At 59.1% G+C, this 19769-nt stretch carries 17 protein-coding genes; 8 read left to right on the top strand and 9 right to left on the bottom strand.

What is annotated here, in order from left to right:
- The first annotated feature begins 5 nt into the window (after nucleotides 1-5).
- Together QM615_RS15380 and QM615_RS15385 are read left to right on the top strand one after the other, a co-directional pair.
- Nucleotides 6-2996: a Z1 domain-containing protein gene (locus QM615_RS15380; RefSeq protein WP_283347609.1), complete on the top strand. Its 2991-nt coding sequence runs from the start codon at nucleotides 6-8 to the stop codon at nucleotides 2994-2996.
- A gap of 68 nt (nucleotides 2997-3064) precedes the next feature.
- Nucleotides 3065-3814, top strand: coding sequence for a hypothetical protein (locus tag QM615_RS15385; protein ID WP_283347610.1), 750 nt, complete (start codon nucleotides 3065-3067; stop codon nucleotides 3812-3814).
- Nucleotides 3815-3932: 118 nt separating this feature from the next.
- Here the strand turns inward: QM615_RS15385 and QM615_RS15390 are convergent, their stop codons facing one another.
- On the bottom strand, nucleotides 3933-5045 hold the full coding sequence (locus tag QM615_RS15390) for an HNH endonuclease (RefSeq protein ID WP_283347611.1): 1113 nt from the start codon (nucleotides 5043-5045) through the stop codon (nucleotides 3933-3935).
- A gap of 18 nt (nucleotides 5046-5063) precedes the next feature.
- Between QM615_RS15390 and QM615_RS15395 the strand changes: the two genes are divergently transcribed.
- Entirely contained in the window at nucleotides 5064-5363 is a 300-nt protein-coding gene (locus tag QM615_RS15395; protein WP_283347612.1) for a nucleoside triphosphate pyrophosphohydrolase, read from the top strand.
- A gap of 834 nt (nucleotides 5364-6197) precedes the next feature.
- Entirely contained in the window at nucleotides 6198-6791 is a 594-nt protein-coding gene (locus QM615_RS15400) for a hypothetical protein (RefSeq protein WP_283347613.1), read from the top strand.
- A 36-nt stretch (nucleotides 6792-6827) separates the two neighbouring features.
- On the opposite strand, the gene QM615_RS15405 is transcribed toward QM615_RS15400, so the two are convergent.
- The 5 genes from QM615_RS15405 to QM615_RS15425 form a co-directional block, all read right to left on the bottom strand.
- Complete coding sequence (locus QM615_RS15405) at nucleotides 6828-7562, bottom strand: HD domain-containing protein (RefSeq protein ID WP_283347614.1); 735 nt, start codon at nucleotides 7560-7562, stop codon at nucleotides 6828-6830.
- Between the two features lie 48 nt (nucleotides 7563-7610).
- Nucleotides 7611-8981 (bottom strand): hypothetical protein, encoded by a 1371-nt coding sequence (locus tag QM615_RS15410; RefSeq protein ID WP_283347615.1) that lies wholly within the window; start codon nucleotides 8979-8981, stop codon nucleotides 7611-7613.
- Nucleotides 8982-9219: 238 nt separating this feature from the next.
- A complete protein-coding gene (locus QM615_RS15415) occupies nucleotides 9220-10764 on the bottom strand; it encodes an SIR2 family protein (protein ID WP_283347616.1) in 1545 nt (514 codons plus the stop codon).
- 107 nt (nucleotides 10765-10871) lie between these two features.
- Nucleotides 10872-11525: a response regulator gene (locus tag QM615_RS15420; RefSeq protein WP_283347617.1), complete on the bottom strand. Its 654-nt coding sequence runs from the start codon at nucleotides 11523-11525 to the stop codon at nucleotides 10872-10874.
- Between the two features lie 38 nt (nucleotides 11526-11563).
- Nucleotides 11564-12799, bottom strand: coding sequence for a histidine kinase (locus QM615_RS15425; RefSeq protein WP_283347618.1), 1236 nt, complete (start codon nucleotides 12797-12799; stop codon nucleotides 11564-11566).
- Between the two features lie 134 nt (nucleotides 12800-12933).
- Between QM615_RS15425 and QM615_RS15430 the strand changes: the two genes are divergently transcribed.
- On the top strand, nucleotides 12934-13560 hold the full coding sequence (locus QM615_RS15430; protein WP_283347619.1) for a DUF4352 domain-containing protein: 627 nt from the start codon (nucleotides 12934-12936) through the stop codon (nucleotides 13558-13560).
- Between the two features lie 79 nt (nucleotides 13561-13639).
- Nucleotides 13640-14284 (top strand): vWA domain-containing protein, encoded by a 645-nt coding sequence (locus tag QM615_RS15435; RefSeq protein WP_283347620.1) that lies wholly within the window; start codon nucleotides 13640-13642, stop codon nucleotides 14282-14284.
- Between the two features lie 132 nt (nucleotides 14285-14416).
- Here the strand turns inward: QM615_RS15435 and QM615_RS15440 are convergent, their stop codons facing one another.
- Both QM615_RS15440 and QM615_RS15445 read right to left on the bottom strand, forming a co-directional pair.
- Nucleotides 14417-14761, bottom strand: a complete 345-nt coding sequence (locus tag QM615_RS15440; protein WP_283347621.1) for a hypothetical protein — start codon at nucleotides 14759-14761, stop codon at nucleotides 14417-14419.
- Nucleotides 14762-15967: 1206 nt separating this feature from the next.
- Nucleotides 15968-17083, bottom strand: a complete 1116-nt coding sequence (locus QM615_RS15445) for an HNH endonuclease (protein ID WP_283347622.1) — start codon at nucleotides 17081-17083, stop codon at nucleotides 15968-15970.
- A gap of 18 nt (nucleotides 17084-17101) precedes the next feature.
- Between QM615_RS15445 and QM615_RS15450 the strand changes: the two genes are divergently transcribed.
- Together QM615_RS15450 and QM615_RS15455 are read left to right on the top strand one after the other, a co-directional pair.
- Nucleotides 17102-17401, top strand: coding sequence for a nucleoside triphosphate pyrophosphohydrolase (locus QM615_RS15450; protein ID WP_283347623.1), 300 nt, complete (start codon nucleotides 17102-17104; stop codon nucleotides 17399-17401).
- 498 nt (nucleotides 17402-17899) lie between these two features.
- Nucleotides 17900-19534 (top strand): GIY-YIG nuclease family protein, encoded by a 1635-nt coding sequence (locus tag QM615_RS15455; protein WP_283347624.1) that lies wholly within the window; start codon nucleotides 17900-17902, stop codon nucleotides 19532-19534.
- 102 nt (nucleotides 19535-19636) lie between these two features.
- Here QM615_RS15455 and QM615_RS15460 read toward each other — a convergent pair whose 3' ends face one another.
- Entirely contained in the window at nucleotides 19637-19765 is a 129-nt protein-coding gene (locus tag QM615_RS15460; RefSeq protein WP_283347625.1) for a hypothetical protein, read from the bottom strand.
- Between the last annotated feature and the right edge of the window lie 4 nt (nucleotides 19766-19769).

Raw genomic sequence — 19769 nt, forward strand, 5'->3', positions numbered from 1 at the left:
TGCTCATGAACGATGATCAAACTACGCAACTTGTAAAGGTCGCGGTAGCGCAAATCGATGCACAGTCCGGATTGCCACCCTACGATCTGATCGACGAAATAACCCGCGTTTGTGCGCGTTCGCTTGGCCTCAATCTAGAAGTCGAAGACATAGTCGATCTTTTGCTCGATGACTCAGCTAGTAGCTTAGTTCGCCCTCGACTCGTTGCACGCCTCAAGCAGTGGGATTCTTCGACGGACTCTTGGTCTAGCTCCACCGAACCCCTTTCGAGGGAACGTCGTCATTTCGTATACGGTCAGCTGGGATTGGGCGGGCTTGACTTCGCCAACCTCGACGCCAAATTTCCGCTAGCAAAGAAGAGCGGCGTAATTGTTATAAGCGGCGGGAAGCCCTGGGACGCGTGGTACACATCAGATCGCAAAGCGGAGCACGAATTCTATCGTCAGGCTTACTATCGATCTTTGATCGATAAGGGATGGGATCCTTCCGTTGTCAATGACATCGATGAATCGACCGATAAGATAGTAGGCCTGCTGGCGGATCCGAGACGGACGGAATCTTTCCAGGCTAAAGGCCTAGTCGTTGGGTACGTACAAAGTGGGAAAACGGCGAATTTTACAAGTGTCATTGCTAAGGCTGTTGACGCAGGTTATAAGCTGATTATTGTCTTGACGGGTACAATTGAACTCCTCCGAAGTCAAACTCAGCGACGGTTGGACATGGAGCTTGTGGGAAAAGAAAACATAATTGCTGCCACAGACGACGTGACCCGGGCAACGTTGGAATCGGCAGAGTACTATGCACAGAGTGACGAAGACTGGCCGGATTTCCTATCTCACAGCGTCAATCCTTATACAGATCCTTCAATTCCAGCAATTCGACGTTTGACTTCGTATCTGAAAGACTACGAAGAGCTCGGAAATTCGAAACTATCGCTACTCGATCCACGCCTCAATGGTGAGCTCGTAGATATTAAAGCTACGAGTTACTCTGAGGTCAACGTGCAGGGCGTCAACGTACGATTGGCAGTGGTGAAAAAGAATAAAACCGTGCTGGAGCGACTACTGTCCGATCTTTCCAAGGTCGGCCGTCTCGAGGAACTTTCTGCGGTTATTCTGGATGATGAGGCCGATCAGGCATCAGTCAATACTCTGAACCCGCGAACAAATTCCGTCAACGATAAGACGGCGATTAACAAAGCAATTGTAAATCTATTAGGTGCTATGCCGCGAGCTCAGTACTTAGCCTACACAGCCACGCCTTACGCAAACGTTTTGATCGATGCTGAGAGTCCGGAGCAGCTGTTTCCGCGCGACTTCATCATAAGTCTGGATCGCCCTGCAGACTACATGGGTGGGGCAGATTTTCACGATCTAGAACATGCCGACGAAGATGTTAAAGACATCGGAAACTCGAACGAGCTTGCTCGAGTACGCAAGGTCGATATCGCTAACCTGGCGCAGTCTAAGTCCAGCCGTCAGGCGGCGCTCGACTCCTTCGTGCTTACCGGAGCCATAAAGCTTTTTCGTGAGGCTCACGGATCGAAGCAGTTCAAACACCATACGATGCTCGTGCATGAAAGTGTGAAAAAGACTGAGCACGACAAAACTAGGCTGGATTTGAAGAAGCTTTGGAATTCGAGCGGCTACAGCGAGCCTCGTGGCCTAAGTCGCTTGAAAAATCTGTGGGAGGACGACTTCTATCCGGTTTCACAATCGCGTCCTCTGGAAAAAGGCAGGATGCCGGCTAGTTTCGACGAGCTCAAAGAGTTTATCGGCAGGTCTGTCGATAAGATCGCGAGTGGTCATCCGATTATTGTGGTGAATGGTGACAATAACAGCGACTACGCTCAAGCGGAGCTCGACTTTCAAGGCGGAAGTGTCTGGAAAATTCTTGTAGGTGGCACCAAACTGAGCCGAGGGTTTACCGTCGAAGGCTTGACAATCTCGTACTATATGCGTCGTTCGATTAGCGCAGACACCATGATGCAAGCGGGACGTTGGTTCGGGTTCCGGCCGGGGTACCGCGACTTGGTGCGGCTGTATATCGCAAGCAATGTCGTGGATGGCAAAGGTCGGTCTTTCGATCTCTATGAGGCGTTCGAGGCAATCACCAGTGATGAGGAGACGTTTCGTAAAGAATTAAGCGACTTCTCCGAGATCGACGAAGACGGCATACCGACACTGCGGCCGATAGATGTGAGGCCGCTTGTTTTTCAGCAACTCCCTTGGCTCCGTCCGGCTGCAGCAAACAAGATGTACCACGCGCGTCTGACTACGCGCGGCAAGGGTGGAGTGATGACGGACTTCATGCGGCACCCTGAGCGCGGCGACGGTACAGTCAATAGAACACATTTCGATGCTTTTTTGCCGATCTTAAAGAGGTTCAGCGGTGAACCTTCAACGTTCCACTACTTCGAGCTGGAGGATGTCGTGGAAGGCGAGACTGGAGACAAAACGTTTAGAGCATATGTCGCTTCGGTCCCCGCAGCTGAGATACTGGACGCGCTCAAAAAGTTCACCTGGGCGGATGGATGGGAATTCGGCGCTGACCTGGACTTTCTAGAGAAGCAAATACTGGGTGCGTCTCCGACCATTACTGATTTTGCCGTTCTACTTCCCGTCCTCAACAATCCTCGTACCTTTCGAGTCGAAGGGGTTTCGATCGATGTTCCAGTCATCCGACGTAAGCGTCGTAACGTCGACCCGACGTCGTTGTCGGCTCGTCCTGGTTTCTCAGGAAATTCCTTCAGACAGCGACAACCGGTCGAGCACATTGCTGGAGGACGGTTCAATACGGGTGGCGACGAGGCAGATAAGCTCCGTACGGGCACGACGGGCGCGCTGCTGCTCACTTACGCAGCGGATCTCGCTGTCGGCTCGGACCCAAGTTTGATAACAGATCCGGTGGATACGGGCGATATCGCCACGCTGTTTGGCTACGCGCCACCTAAGGCATCAGCACCTAGGGGGCGCATAGGTTTCAGCTCGGTGTAAGGCTAATTGGCGGTGGTCCCGAGTTGTCAAATACTCAGTCAGCAGTCGATACAGCGATTGGAATTCACGTGGAGGGCATATCGTCGATACTCACCTGGATCGAACTAGCCATCAGTGAGTCTGTCGATGGCCGCGCTGTTCTTTCTGATTTGGATGCCGTCTGGTTTGACGAACAGGTCGTGGCGTCGAAGTGCGATGAAGTCGAAATGGCGAAGTGGGCCTCGTCTACCGTTATCGATGACAACGTACAAGCGCCCGTGTTCAGCGAACGTGTGTTCTCCTGGTTGCATTATGGCGTATCCGGTGCGTTCAACTTCCCCATCGGGCACGCGGGACTCATGCATGTCTACGGCTATTTGCTTTCCTCGGTCGAAACTCCGTACGGCCTCAAACGGCAGCGTTGGTTGACCGACGATTTTGCGAAAGCCTTCGGGTTGAAGCCGTCGTTCTTCTTTCCGACTGCTTCGACGGTGCCCTTGATGCAACGCGTCGCGTCAGCCGTGTTGCCGTTACTGACTGATCCAGCTGCAGACAGCCGGACGGTGTTGGCCGTCGACGAGGTCGTCGATTGGCGTCGGCGGATGCGAACCGTCTACATCTGTGACCGCATGACCGATTCCACTGCGCTGGTCTACGGTTCGGTGTCCGGGGATGATGTTCAGATCGTGACCGCATTCCCGATCGGGCCTATGACTTCGCAATCTGTGCAGGATCGTCTTGCGGAACCGGCGAGGTATCGCTACAACTATGCTCCGCCCGACGCGGAACCGGGTAGCCACTTCGACGGAACGGTCCAACTGGTGACGTCCGCGTTTTGAGAATTGCGGTGTGACCAGCTGTTCGCTCGAAGAGTCGTCAGTACGACGAAGGACCGAAACGGTGCAAACAGGCCGAGCATGGACGACTCTGGAATTAACTTTTCGTGTAGGTCGAAGACTACTGCTCGGCGATGTCTGAAAGGTCGATGTTGTATCCCTGCAGCCAAGCGAAATCGACCTGTAGAGCGGTGATCTTGTTTCGGCCCAGCCATATTGGGGAGCTCGGCGGCTGGCTGGCGTACAGTCCCCGTGCTGATGTGACCACTCGATCGAATTGGACCGGCCAGTCGATGCTCGCAGCCAACTCGGCGATGGGTTCGCGGCCGCGGTCCAGGGCTCGCAAGACGTGTGATCGTGCGGGCAGCAGCTGAGACTTGCTGATATTGCACGATGGGCATGCCAACACCAAGTTCGCGAGACCGTCGATGCCCACCCTCGACCACGGAAGCACATGATCGACATGCGCCTCCGCTCCTACACGCGTCGAACAGTAGAAGCAGGATGGGCCGAACGCCTCGATCAACGCGGCTCGCGGACGTGCGAGCAAGACTCGATCGCTCCCGAACAGATGTCCTTCCAGATCCGGCACGTCCTCGGCGAGAAAGCTGTTCTTCCGCCGGACATCGTCGACCCATGCGAGCATCAATGCTGGCTTGAGCAACGAGGACAGTCGCGCCAGAGCGAAACAAACTCCGGGGTACAGCGTGATCCGGTTGCCGTGGGCCAGGACGGCGGTCAGACCAATCTTGGCGGTCATCCAACTGTCATCGTACAAAAAAGACGCACCTGCATACCCGCCCGGCACCCGCTGCAGGCGATGAAGTGGCTGTTGGGCGAGAACGAGCTTCACCTTCTTGATCATGTCGCGGAATAAGCCAGGATTTCTCCGTGCCGCGATGTCGAAAGGCGTTTCTCGCCCGGCCGTTGCCGTGGCACGAGCAAACTCGCGGACAGCGTCGGGAACCGTTGCTCTCTCCTGTGTCGATTGGCGGAGATAGTGACCGTCGAAGTCACGTACCTGCCGCCAGTAGAGACCTACAACGCGCTCGGCCAAGTCGTCGAGATCGACGTCGACGGCGGAATCGTGGTCTTCGGGAACGTTCTCGACGGAGAATTCGAGTAACGCGACCAACACAGCCAGTTTGTAGGTGGCTACGCGTGCGCCGGTGTCGAGAACGCTGACCAGGTGTTGGCCCAGCGTCAGCGGATCAGCGGGCGAGGGAGTCGACATACCTGCACACTACTGAGCATGGGAAAACTTGTTCGTGATTTGATTCCTTCGATCATCGAGGCCTCGGGTCGTGTCCCACTATTCCGAACCTTAGACCCTGTGGATTATGGAAAGGCGCTGATCGACAAACTGTTTGAAGAAGCACGCGAGTTTCGTGACGCACCTCCGGAGTGCAGGCCCGAGGAGCTGGCCGACGTCCTAGAGGTAGTCCGTGCACTCGCCGAGCATCTCGGCTTGACCGACGCGGCCCTGGACGCATTAGCTGCGGACAAGCGGTCACGCCGCGGTGGCTTCCAGCAGCGGATCTGGCTTGAGTAGCCACTCATGCCAGTGCCGCCTGTTCGGCGAATTGAGGAGACCTTCGGTGAGCAATGCAGCTAGTCAGTGGCAGCTGTCCTAGTGTGAGTCGGCCGGGGGACTGGTGCGACGAAGAAGTTGTCTGTGTCGACGCCTTTGGCAGCGCGATCAAGGCGACTGTGGTCTCTGACTTCGCCGCTTCGGACTCAACCGCTCGAAGTGCTCTAGTCGATTCCTGAGCCCAAACCAGCACAGCCGGTACGCAGTGTCAGTCTGAGCATCGAACAGTCGACCTGTTGACGTCGCAACCGCTGACGCCCGGCAGCGGAAGGAAGCGCTCAAATACTCTGCGCTGCAGAGTCGTTGGTTCGCAGCGACATCGAAGAACCTGTGGTGACGGATAGTTCAGTCACAGCTGCAGTTTGCAGGAACACTCGGAAATGATCGCGTACGCAGTCGCTGGCATCTCGGACTTCTCGCTGGCAAACGGCTATCGAGCTTCGGTCACACCGCAGTGAGCTCTGTCTTGATTGCGCAAGTCCGTTTTGGCCACTCCGAGGGCGCTACCGACTGACCCGGACTGATCCGGTAAGAAATAGGTTGAAGACCCGCTGATCAAAGGACGAACTATTGCCGTCAAAATACCCGATGGAGCTCGACTCCAATGAGTTGCTCAGTCTCCTGCACAGCCCGGACCCGCCGCCGGGTCATACATCGCTCGCAGCCCGGCTCAGGTGGACCCCGCAAAGATATGTAGAGGCCAAGGAGGAACTCCTGAAGCTGGGTCTGGTCGTCCTAGGTCACCGCGGCAGCCTAAAAAGAGTGAGCCCGCCTCCTGGTTGGGTTACGCGAGACGTGAACGGCAACGATATCGAACCGTGGGAATTCGTTCCCGCCTCGACGAAAGAGTCAGCCCTGTACGGGCCAGTCGTGCAAACCCTGAAAAATCATTGGCAAAAAGAATCGGAAACCGTACCACCGGCGGGTGTGCACGATACCGCAAACTCCGGCTCCAAGAGAACCGGCGGTCGGTGGTCGCGGCCCGACGCCACCTTTGTTCGACGACGGAAATTCAAATATGTTCCTGGTGAATTCCTCGAAGTCTCCACAATCGAGGTCAAACCTTTCAATGCCATTGATGTTTCGGCTGTCTACGAGGCCGTGGCTCACCGGAGGGCCGCCACGCATGCATACGTCGCCGTCCATGTTCCGGCTCACCTGTCGGCGGCCCTGCGCAGTGACATCAAGGCAGTGCGGTCCGTCGCGGCGGCTCACGGAGTCGGTTTCATTCGATTCGCAGACCCAGCGGACCACTCGACATGGAAATATGTATTGGACGCGGAACGTGTCGAACCAGACCCTCAGAAACTGAGTAGATTCCTCAGTGAGCAGGTGATGGGAGAAAAAGTGGTTGCGCGGCCTGCACCGACGGTGGGCTTCGGTGAATAATTGCGGCTGTTGCGGAAAAGGACCCCCTAGCCTGCATCAGCGGGTCATCCTTTCCGACAACGCCGTCAGCCGAGCATCCACTGCGTCGAGACCGTGCTGAGGCAAACGCAGTCCGTTACGGTTGGCGTCGAAGGCTGAGGCAAAGACCGCGACGACCGGAGCGTATTTGGCTGCAAGCTTCGCTCGCTTGGCCTCGTCTTCGAGATACTTCACGCTGCCAGCGTTGTCTACGAAGTCGGCGAACTTGACCAGGAAGACCTTGGGGTCTTTGATCACCTCTGCGACGTGCGCGGCGTAGGCGGCGTTCTTCTCGGCCTTCGATAGCACCGCATCAGTAGACGGATTAGTCACTGCGGCAACCAGTCTGGAAGTCTCTGGGCTGAAGTGTTCGGTGATGAGGTCCAGCGCAGCCTGTTGATTCGGTCCGTCCGATAGCCTTGACTCATCCAGAATCGACACGATCTCCCGCGGTTGATCCTCGACGGTGTCGTGCAGAGCTGTCGCGGCGAGAACATCGGTGTCGGTGCAACCGAGCCTGATCAGGCGCAGAACGTTCCTGAGTGGATGCACGATGTACGGGTCGATCGGGTATGCGGCGCGCCCAATCCTCTTTTGCGACATGTGGGCGGCGGTAGCCACCTCCATGGCGTTGTGAAGCTGTGCTCGGTCGACACGGTCGGCGTCGATCTCGTGCAGGATGGCGAACACCAGAGCGGCCGAGTCCATGTCTTTCAGCTTGGTTGCACGGTAGATCGATCCAAGATCTTTCATTCTTCTATCTCCTGTCGGTTGGGGTGAAAGTAGCTTCTCCTTGGTGCGTCACGAGGACCGCGGTAGCTCGTCGGCGAATCGGTAGGAACAACCGATGTTGCCTGTCGTGTTCGCGCCGGCATTGACTCGGATCCACGCGATGCACGACCGCGCAACTAGACGAATGTCCTTGGTGAACAGATATCCGTCAGTGCAGTCCTCGAAATGGCCGTCGTTCTGCCACTCGTCAAGAGGGAGGCCTGAGGCCGAATAATCGGCAAGAAGTAGGTGGCCAAGCTCGGTCCGGGAGCGTCTGAGCATCAACACGCCGCCGCTCAGGACGACCACCTGCGAGCACACTACCGGGGCGTCATCGGTGGAGTCGGCAACATAGTCGCTGGGACCCACCTCGACGATGAATCCGACCGGCTTGTCGAACAGCGACTCGATCATCCATGCGGCCAACGAGTCCCATTGATCGACCTCCAACCGTCGACCATCGACGATGAACGCACGGACTAGTGAACCGGGTTCGACCGGAGCTTCCCACGCATCCTTCGCCCAGCCGTCGTCGGTGCTGTTCGCGCGTCCACTTTGATCGGCCCAGATGGCACCGAAGGTGAAGTCACTTCGCGTAACGGTCTCGTCGGCATCCATACTTTCGACACTCCACCCCTCCAGCCGGACTCGGAGGTCGGTCACCACGACATATCGATAGCCCTCGTCGTCGAGGTTGTAATGCCAGTCCGGAATCTGCGGCATCGCTGCGAGACTGTTGGCCGTCGCGCGATGTGAAACCTCGGCACGATAGACATCGGATCGCACGGATCGAATACGGGTAATCGATCGATTCATGCCGATCGAAATTGCGGGTTTGGCCGTCGACATCGCGGCGCTGGCGGCATGGAAGTGCTGCTCCACGATCATCTGTGGTCGGCCGGTGGAGGAACGACTCGTTCGTGCATCCCGCGGCGTGTACATGACGCTCACCAGGTCTGAGTCTCGCAGGCGTGAAGGTACTTCGCCTTCGGGTTCGACCTCGACGATCACCGTCGAATGGCGTCGTGGATCGCTCCGATGGCACCAGTCGGGTAGCGCGCCGAGACCGTGGGGCTCGTGATCGAAGAACGGTTCGTCGCTCCACACGTCGGCGCGGCAGATTTCGATTCCGACGGTAGGCCACGTCAGGCGGACGTTTTCTTCTGTTCGGAGGGCGAGACGTCCTGCGTCCCACCATCCACAGTGGGCGGTGTGGAAGACAACCCGGGCATTCCCGAACACGGACTCCTCCACGTGTGCTGACTCCATGTCGACGCTCCGACGCAGTTCCGTACGCCGTTGGGGCGTGAGGTCCGAAAGCGGATGGTCGACCTCGATAACGACCATGAATCCGGGATCTCCAGCGGGTATGTCGTTGGGCCCGAGGCGTGTTTGTTCCATAGTTCTCCTCTGTGTCGAGCGAAGGTGTTGCCGAGAAGGTCGGCGAAAGTGGAGTCCGGAGTACCGGACTGCCTGCAACTTCATGTGTACACGAGGGCACCGACAGGTTTGTCGAAGATCCGTGCTTATGCGCCCCCAGTCCCTGTTGTAGCTACGGGGAGTGACACATCGGTCTTTCGACAAAGACAGCTCAAGATGCGCGCGACACTGCAGCCCGTCGCGCACCCCAGCCGAGTGACTACTCGTTGTTCTGCGTGTGCCCCAATTCGGAGATCACCATGCTGAGCGCCGTCCATCGGTTCTTCGACTCTGTCGACATCCCGTCGATTGCACCGGCGACTCCCCTCAGTGTGCGGGCGAGGCGCTGTTCGTCCTCGGCGAGGAGCTCGGCGTACCTGGGGTCCAAGAGATAGCGAGATTGTTCGCTCGCGTGCATGGCGACTCGGTCGAGCAGAATTTCGAGATCGCGCGCGGCGATTCTGTCGGTCGGAGCCGTCGACGCGGGGACGAAGTCGAAGTCGCCCTTCCACAACGCGCTTCGGATCGCGTCGGGCCGCAGAGTGATGACTGTTCCGAGAACTCTTTCCTGGTCGTACCTGGCATTCATGGCCAGCACCTCGTGCGCCAGCCGGAGCACGTTGTCATCGGTCATCGACGCACCGATGACCACGAGATGACCGGTGGACATCAGTGACTGGACGATCGAACCCAGAGGGCGGCGCTCCGCGTCGTACTGCACGAAATCGCGCCGACTGAGAACGATGCTGTCCGGATCTTCGACGTCGCCGTGCATCTTCAAGAGCCACGGCTGATCTGCCACCACGTCACCTCGAGGTAGAACAGAGATCGATGCAGATCGGTGAGCTGCATTGAATGCGTCCTCGTACAACGAGTCGTAATTGGTGGTGACGATTTTAGCGACGTTGAGCGATGCCAACAGGCAATGTGAGAGCGTCGGCTTCTTGACTCCGACCGATCTGATCAGCTGCGAGACGCTGTGCCCCAACGCTTTCGATGGGCTCGAGTTCGCGAGCAGCTGTGCCTGATCTAGTACTCCGAGTTCTGAGAACACCTCGGGATCGAGATCGGGAAGGAGCGTGTTCTTGAGCTGACGCAGCAGGTTGTCCCAGGTCGGCAGACCGGCGGAAATGCTGACACCCGCGCCGAGAAGGAGTGCGACGTCACCGCCTGCAATGAGCTCGGCCAGCCGTCGGGCTTGATCATGCCCTTCGTTCGATGCGGCCTTGCGTATGGACTGGAAGGCAGCGTAGTCGGCTGCATTCTCGACCACGAACACGACGTCGAAGTCCGAATGAGCGACGAAGTCCATTGCCGTCGAATGAAGAGCTCGTATCACCTGTCCTCGGACACCCTCGTACCCGCCTTGACCTACGCCCAAAGTGGGAAGAGCAATGAGAGGACGAACCCGACCATCACCGAGGCTTCGCGATGCGAGTTCGGACGCGATTCGATCGAACGCGGCTCTGAGACCGTCGACCAACCAGTCGACCGATCTGTGACCGTCGTGAGCCACATTCAGCAGCCACGCGGGGCCGTGATTCGAGGCGGTGGGGAAGGATCTGACTCGATCGTCGACTGCGCCGAACGGTGCCGTGCCGTCCTTGACACCGAGGACCGAGAACCACGTGTAGCGCGGGCGAAAGCTGGAGCTGGTGGGCACAATGACCGCATCGCACGCAATGGATTCGAGAAGACCGCGAACTACGAACACATGTCCGGTCAGCGTGCTCGTTGTGGTCTGGTCGGTAACCGGTGTGGTCACGTGGCTCCTCGTGCAGATTGATACGGGCAGAGTGAAGGTACCAATAAGGACGCGAGATACGTGGACACTGAATTCAATTGGTGATTAGCGGTTCTGGATCGGCTCGCTCACGTGACCATTCCCGCCCGGAAGGCAGCCAATGCCGCCTCGACTCGATTGCGGACCCCGAGCTTCACGAAGATCCCGGAAATATGAGTCTTCACCGTCGTCTCGCTGAGGTACAACTCGGAGGAAATATCCGCATTGGTCGAACCAGTAGCTAAGATGCGCAACACATCTCGCTCCCGAGGGCTCAGCACGTCCATCGACACAGATCGCCGGGCCACCGGCAACACCGACGTTGCCACAATTTTCCGGAGCGAGTCCTCACTGAACAGAGTGTTTCCGGATGCCACTGCTCGAACCGACTGATGGAACGTCTCGGGTGCCTCGCTTTTGCTCAGAAAGCTGTGGGCTCCCGCCTCGATCGCCCGTACCACCAGATCGTCCACATCCATCGCCGTCATCGCAATGACCTTGGGTGGATGGGCGAGCGTCATCAACTCGCGAGTGGAGGCCAGCCCGCCGATCCGGCGCATCTGAAGATCCATCAGCACCACATGCGGCCGGAACGCCGCCACCGCAGCAGGCACCTGGTCGCCGTCCTCCACGTCGGCCACCACCGAAATGTCCGAGGTCTTCGCGAAGATATCGGTCACGCCACGCCGAACGAAGGGGTCGTCGTCGACGATCAGAACGGTAATCACGGCTGGCGCTGTCATGGTTCGCTGAGCTTAGAACGCGACTCCGACACTGCCCGTCAGGAGTACCACGGCAACCAGCACGAGACCACGAACTCGTCCGGCTGCGCACCGGCACTGAACGTCCCGCCCACCCCGCGAACCTGTTCGGCCAGTCCGGCCAACCCCGTACCCGACCCATGCGCAAACGCCGGTTGCCCCATCAGCTGATTGCGCACCTCCACACGAACGCCCGCCTGATCGGACCCGTGCACCGCCACCCTTATGGTCGAACCGGCAGCGTGCTTCTGCGCATTGGTGAGCGATTCCTGCACCACCCGATACGCCACATGACTGCTCGCAGCCCCAATCTCACCGGGCGTCACGTCGAGCATCATCGTCGTGTGCAGGCCCGCGTCCCGCGCCGAGTGCACCAGATCGGAGATGCCCTCGACACTTTGCCGGCCACCGCTCGAGGCATCGGCCGATCCGCGCAGCACGCCGATGATGCGCTTGAGCTCATCGAGCGCATCGTGCGCGGTCTGCCGAATCAACGACGCAGTTTGAGCTACCTTCTCGGGTCCATCGGCGCTGTTGACCTGCATTCCGCCTGCGAACAGCGAGATGCGACTGAGGCTGGCAGCGAGGGTGTCGTGCATGTCGCGGGCGATGCGGGCACGTTCCGCATTCAGCAGCATCTCCTCACGAAGAGCGTTGGACTCCACCGTCACCTTGTCTCGCGTGACAACGGCCTCCGTCAGGTCGGATCGTGTCCGGCGCAGCACTGCTCCACCCACGACCAACCCGACGAGCACTGCTGCGACGACCCACGGAATCCAGGCTGGGACGTCCCACTCCACCGGAATGGACCCATCCTCGGCCTTCGTCGAGCCGAGGGTCAGCACGGAGTAGTACCGACTGCGATGCGCGTCGTACGTCAACGACACCCCGCACGCGAGATACACCGCGACGGCAGCCAACATCAGCGGCTTGGTGCGTGCGAACGCACCGACGGCAAACAGCGAAATCAATGCTGCTGTCGCGTCGGTTGCGAAGAACAGCGGTCCGGCCAACGCCAGTCCCAGAACGACCCATGGCCGTTCGTGTCGCCAGATCAAGGCGACGCCCGCCAGAAGATTGAGCGTGACGCCGATGCCCAGGTTCCACCCCGGCGTCCCGGACGAGCCTGCCAACCCCGCGGTCATCATCGAGCAGAACAGGCTGAAGGTCACCGCCGCCGTAGTCCAGGCTTTGCGGCGCAGGGTGCCTGTTCGGTGGGTGCTCACGAACTGCAGCGTACGGCCGAGCACCGACACGGCGGATCGCCCGATCGGCCCGCATTGCCGTCTGTTGCGACCGAAAGGAGGAGGTGCACCGTCCGGTCTGCCGAGGCGCGGACACGGCCGACTGCGGTGTTGTTGGTGCATCGCCGAACGAAAGGAATTTCGACATGACCAACCACAATCCGAACCCCCCGCAGCAGCCGTACGCCCCGCCCGCTCCCGAGCAGAAGAAGAGTTGGTTTGCCCGACACAAGATCCTGACCGTCATCCTGGCGATCGTCGTGCTGGGTGTCCTCATTCGGCTCATCGGTGGTGGTTCATCCGAGACCCCGACCGCTCCCGCGCCGGCCGGGTCCTCGGCGTCGGAGGAAGCGGCTCCTGCGGCACCGGCCGAGCCGAGTAGTCCGGGGATCGGTGTCCCGGTGCGCGACGGCAAGTTCGAGTTCGTCGTCACCGAGGTCGCACCACCCGTCGCGACGGTCGGCTCGGAGTACTTGACGCAGACCGCTCAGGGCGAGTTCGTTCAGGTGACGATGACCGTGCGCAACATCGGCGACCGAGCACAGAGCTTGGACGCGTCCTCGCAGAAGTTGCTCGACGCCGACGGCAAGCAGTACTCGGTTGACAGCCTCGCAACTGCCTACCTCGACGAGGGCATCGGCTACGAGCAAATCAACCCGGGCAACGCGCTGGACACGACCGTCGTGTTCGACGTCCCCGTCGGGACCGTGCCTGCGGAAATCGAGCTGTATGATTCGGCGTTCTCGGGCGGTACGACGGTTGCGCTGCGGTAGCCGTCGCTATTCGCTCTTCCGTTATCCCGCAATTCAATTCATTCGACGCAGCTCAGGCTGCGTCCCACGGAAGGAAACAATGACCAACCCGAAACTATCTCTCGTTGCTGCTTTGCTCGACAGGTCCGGTTCGATGCATTCCATCGCCGACGACACCCGCGGCGGATTCGATTCGTTCATTGCCAGGGAGCGTGAGGCCGACGGTCGGACCGTGGTCACGCTCGCACAGTTCGACGACCGGTACGAGCTGGTCTACGACAACACACCCATCGAGGACGTCGACCCGCTTGTGCTCGAGCCGCGGGGAAGCACCGCGTTGTACGACGCGATCGGCCGACTCGTCAGCGAGGTAGGTGCCGGGCTGGCTACGATGCCGGAGGGCGAGCGTCCAGGCTCGGTGACCGTTCTCGTGATGACCGACGGTCACGAGAACGCGAGCCGGGAGTGGACGAATTCCGCTGTGCGGGAGCTGATTCAGCAGCAGGAGTCCGAGTGCAGCTGGGACTTCGTGTTCTTGGGATCGAACATCGACGCCGTCGAGGTGGGTGCCGATCTGGGCTTTCAGCGCGGCAAGTCGATGACGTACGTTTCGACATCGGTCGGCGTGACGGCGGCCTTTGATTCGGTGGCGGACTATCAGCATCGAAAGCGATCGGCCGGTGTCGATGCGCGCTCGGCATCGGTTTTCACCCCGGAGGATCGAAGACGGGCGCGAGGGGAGTAGGGCTGAGTCAGTCGCGGGCGACACGCGGGTTCGCTGCTGGGACTAGAGTGCCGACCGCATCAGTATTGGACCTCGCATCGCCGCCGATCAGCTCAGATAGTCGTTCTGAGCCGATCGACCGCGGCTAGGGCGCTATGGCTGTGTCGGAAAGTGACCGTGTGTGCCGAACTGGTGGCCCTGCAGGAAGGCCTCATTCTGAGCGTTCGCGCTGTTGATCAGACGCTGTTGTTCCTGCCGGGCAGCCAACTTCTTCGCCTCGTTGGACTTGTAGATCTTCATGCCGATCCAGATCGCCGCGACGACGAACAGCACCCATGGATTGGATCCCACGAATCCGATGGCGAGCAGCACCAGAAACGCTGTCAGTATCGGATGGCGACGCGGCCAAGAACGTTGTGGCACAACGTATCCGACATGGGTTGTCTGGTGGATGTTGATCGTGCCGTAGTTCGGACTGTTGTGGAATTGGTTGCTCATCGTTTGTCTCTCTCGAATGCCACGGGTCTGGTGCCGGGCACTGAGCCAGACAGTTACGACCATATGGTCGGTTTCAACGGCGGAGGTGTTACAACGCGAATGCGTCGGATCTTAGTTGCCCACGGACTTGCACAGATCGGGATCGGTGATGTACCCCGCCTCGCAGCCCGATCGGGTCTGAATATCGCCCGACGTCGGCGGTTCTCCACACGCAATGCCGCACCGATCTGCTCCGATCACGAAGGAGCCGTCAGGCCAATAACATTCATTCGAGTTGCAAGAATATCCGCGGCCGGACGTCGTGCCTGTAGGTACCGGAGTCACCGCATCCGGATCGGGATAGGTCGTTCCGTTGTACGGGTTCCGACACACGTAGCCGTCGCACTCGAATGTGTTGGCTTCTCGTTCGGACCGCAGGTATCCATCGCCGTCCAGCTCATCGAAACACCACTGCGAAAAACGCGTGGTGCCGTCGCTCCATCGGGCAGGCCCCGGGGTCCCGAACAGACACTCGACAACGAAGGGCTCGGCCGGGGTAGGTGCAGCTTCGATTTCGGCCACCGGACTCTCTACAGGAGTGAGGGCGGGCATAGGTTCCGAGCTACCGGTCACCGCCGGGGTAGGGACGGTGGCGGACGTCGACGGAGTGGTCGCTCCCGGGTTGGGGGCACTCGATGACACGTCTGAGCTGCAGCCGCTCAGGATCAGCAGGCCTGACACAACGGCGACCAACAACGAAACACGCAACGCTACATTCCGATCTGTATAGAGAAGGAGCTCCCTCGCGAGCCCGTTGAGTATCGGGGTTTGGCGTACGGCGTTACAGCCGAAGACAGCTATGCTTCCGGCACTACAGCAACAACGTTAATGCGGATGGCCTCCGCTTTTTCGACACAGCGCTCGCCTCTAAATTGCACTGCCCGAGTGGGATGCTCAGTGGGCGATACGATGACGATTGCTGGATGTCGAAGTTGACTACACATAGATCCGCGGCAGCACTCGTCCCGGCACTTTTGAATCTCGCTTCGACCGAGGGGACATATTTCGGCGACGAGCAGTCCCGGGAACGCGGGCCCCAAGGTCATTCTCATAGCCGTCGCCAACGCTGGCAGCACCGCCGGGATGACGATCTGACGGATCAACCTGGGCCAGCTCACTTGCAATTACGCGCCATCTTCAAGTGGATTCGCCCTCGTGTTGGTCGATCTACTCGGGCGCGACGATATTCCCCACGTCGATGTGGTACCCCTGCAACCAGGAATAGTCGACTTGCATAGCTGTGATTTTGTTCCGGCCCAACCAGATTGGGGAGCCGTCTGGTTGGCTCGCATACAGTCCTCGTGCCGAAGTGACCACTCGATCGAACTGCACAGGCCAGTCGATGCTCGCCGCCAATTCGGTGATGGGGTCGCGGCCACGGTCGAGCGCGCGTAGGACGTGTGATCGCTCGGGCAGCAGCTGAGACTTGCTCGTGTTGCACGATGGGCAAGCCAACACCAAGTTCGCGAGGCCGTCGATGCCCACTCTCGACCACGGGAGTACGTGATCGACATGGGCGTCCGACCCCACGCGCGCCGAACAATAAAAGCAAGTCGGACCGAAGGCCTCGATCAACGCGGCTTTGGGACGGATCAGTGCGATTCGGCTGCTGCCGAAGAGATGGCCTTCGAGATCTGGCACGCGCTCGTCGAGGAAGCTGTTCTTTCGCCGGACATCGTCGACCCATGCAAGCATCAACGCGGGCTTGAGCAACGAGGACAATCGCGCCAGAGCAAAACACACTCCCGGGTACAGCGTGATCCGGTTGCCTTGGGCCAGGACGGTGTTCGTGCCCATCTTGGCGCTCATCCAACTGTCGTCGTACAGAAATGACTCGCCCGCGTACCCGCCCGGAACTCGTTGCAGGCGATGCAGCGGCTGTTGCACGAGAACAAGCTTCACCTTCTTGATCATCTCGCGGAACAGACCAGGGTTTCTCCGGGCCGCGATGTCCAACGGCGTTTCTCGGCCGGCAGTTGCCGTCGCACGAGCAAACTCGCGGACAGTGTCGGGAATCGTTGCTCTCGCCTGCGTCGACTGGCGGAGATAATGACCGTCGAAGTCACGGACCTGCCGCCAGTAGAGACTTACAACGCGCTCGGCTAAGTCGTCGAGATCGATATCGACCGCGGAACCGTGATCCTCGGGAACGTTCTCGACCGAGAACTCGAGTAGCGCGACCAGGACGGCCAGCTTGTAGGTGGCGACACGCGCGCCAGAGTCGAGAACGCTGACCAGGTGCTGCCCAAGCGTCAGCGGATCAGCGGGCGAGGGAATCGACATACCTGCACACTACTGAGCATGGCAAAACTTGTTCGTGATCTGATTCCGTCGATCATCGAAGCCTCAGGTCGCGTCCCGAAATATCGAACCCTCGATCATGGTGAGTACGGAAAGGCACTCATCGACAAACTCTTTGAGGAAGCGCGCGAATTTCATGACGACACGCCAGAAGATTGGCCTGGGGAGTTGGCCGACGTCCTGGAGGTCGTCCGTGCCCTGGCCGCACATTTGGGCTTGACCGAAGAGGATCTCGACAACCTGGTTGCGGACAAACGAGTGGAGCGCGGTGGGTTCGAGCAGCGGTTCTGGCTGGGGTAGCGGGAGTGGACCAATTCTGCCATGTGGAAGTTGATTTAGCGGCAGGAGGCCGAGTACAGCTGGGACTTCGTGTTCCTGGGATCGAACATCGACGCCGCCGAGGTGGGCGCCGATCTGGGCTTTCAGTGCGGCAAGTCAATGACATACGTTTCGACATCGGTCGGCGTGACGGCTGCCTTCGATTCGGTGGCGAACCTCCAGTTCCGGAAGCGAACGGCCGGTGTCGATGCGTGTTCGGTATCGGCTTTCAATACGGAGGATCGCAGACGCGCGCGAGGGGAAAGGGGAGTATGTCCTAATGGCAGAGTTGTAAACGGGGTGACATCGTTTTCCACCTTCGACTGTCCGGGCATGTCGGAGGTTCGCTGTACGCTTCCGCCCGAAATGTCTTGACGCTGTCCGCTCGGCTTTGGCTGGACGGCAACTCGAAGCCTGGAGTCGAACAAACATGAACACTGTCGGTAGCTACCCTAAGCTCCGAGCCCGTCCGGTCGGCCGGTGGGAGCTGTGAAGCCGGCGTCGCGCGTCGCGGTGTCGCGCTGGGCAGACCGCAATCGGTTCGGACCTGAGGTCCAATTCGCCGACGTCAGATCGGTGACTCTCCCATCCGGTGGCCCCAGGCAAAGCGGCTTGTACCTCCTTCAGTTCGACAACGAGTCGTACTACGTAGGCGAGTCCGTCGACCTTCGATCGAGAATGGCTGGGCACAAAACGAAGTGGGGTAACGAAATCTCGACCGTACGCCTGCTTGCGCGTACGGCATCGAAACAGGAGTTGAAGCGACTCGAACGCGCACTCACCCGTGACGCTGAGGAAGCGGGAATAGTGCTGCGAAACGTACTGAACGCAAGTGTCGCTTTCGGTATCGACGCACTCGACGAGCTTCTAGACAACGAAGCGCAGGAGCGCTGGCGTCGTGACCCCGGTCGGTTCAACGCAGACGACACAACGCCTTTGAAGGAGCTCTCTGCACAATCGGTTCGATACTCTACGGCGGCCGACAGGTACGCGGAGCTTGACCGGGAGCCGGAAATGACCACGTTACTCAAAACCTATGTAGAAGGCTGCATACCGGCACCGCGAGCGACCGAGTTTCAGTATTGGTCGGTCAGCACCGGAACGTACGCCAGCTCCGCTTTTCCGCGTCGATTTTGCGTCAGCGTCGGGAAGATGGAGGTTTTCGTCTTGTCCGCGAGCAAGCGGCTCGGCGGCTCCCTCCTGGGTTTCGTCAACGTCCGGAAGAGTGTTCTGTACGAATCGCTGACACCAGCGGCGTTCCGAAAGAGGCATCCTGCAGTTCGTAGGAAGGAGCGCTTCTACGAAGACGGCGGAGGAGACACAATTGCATTGCACTGCAGCGACTTCGCGCAGTTGGAGTCGCTCGTGGCCGATCCTGACGTCCGACGGGCAGCTGGTGCGCTGGTCCTCGATGTGATGCGGAAGCACTTCTGTATCTACACGCGCTATCACTGCCCCCAGCTCGTCGAGCGGCTGTACCCGGAACTCACCAGAACAGCAGATCTCGGAGGCAGCAGCGCGCAAAGTGACGCCGACCTTAAGATTGATGAGGACGTCGCCCTGTCGTTCGGCAATGTTGAGGATGTCGTGACGTCGTCCACCGAGGACATCGAGGACATTGAGGACTTGGGTGACGTCGACCTGTTTTGGGTCGTTGGGACCGGTTCTCGTGCATCGAAGAAGAACCAGGTGACCGACTTCCTGTCGGCCGGCGAGTGGCGAATGGACTTACATCCTTTGTACGAACCCAAAGTCGCTGACATGCGGGTCGGCGAACGGATCGCAGTGCGTACGCGTCGAAACTTCACCGACGATGTGCCATTCGATAACCGTGGGCACTCCGTTTCGGCCATGGAGTTTCACCTGCGGGGCGTTATCACTCACAACCCGGGCGATGGGTGTTCGGTTGAGGTCAAGTGGGAAGCGCCCAGGCCGGTATCACCGAGGTTCTATCTCTACACCAGCCAGGATGCTGTGTGGCCAATGGCAAAAGGTCGCAAATTCAGTTGGGACCAGGTCATCGACTTCGCGTTCTTCGACAAGCCGCAGAATATTGACTCGTTCAGAAATGCGCCCTTCTGGGCTGATCGATTCGGTGATACGGACCGGGGTTGATCCGCCGGCACACTTTGTCGTGCCTAGGATCGGGGCGATCCTGACAGGGCGAGAGAGATGTCACCGACCGCCGTATTTCGAGGTCATGCGAGTTTCCAACGACTACAGGGCGACGGTCGGCGGCAACGCCATCACGAGAATCAACACAACCATGCCCATGATGTTTTCCATTCGCACCAGGCTGACGTTCCGGAGCAGTTCGTATCCGATGCCGCTGGACGACGAGAACATCCCA

This window comes from Rhodococcus sp. IEGM 1341 (assembly GCF_030056895.1).
Lineage (GTDB): Bacteria > Actinomycetota > Actinomycetes > Mycobacteriales > Mycobacteriaceae > Rhodococcoides.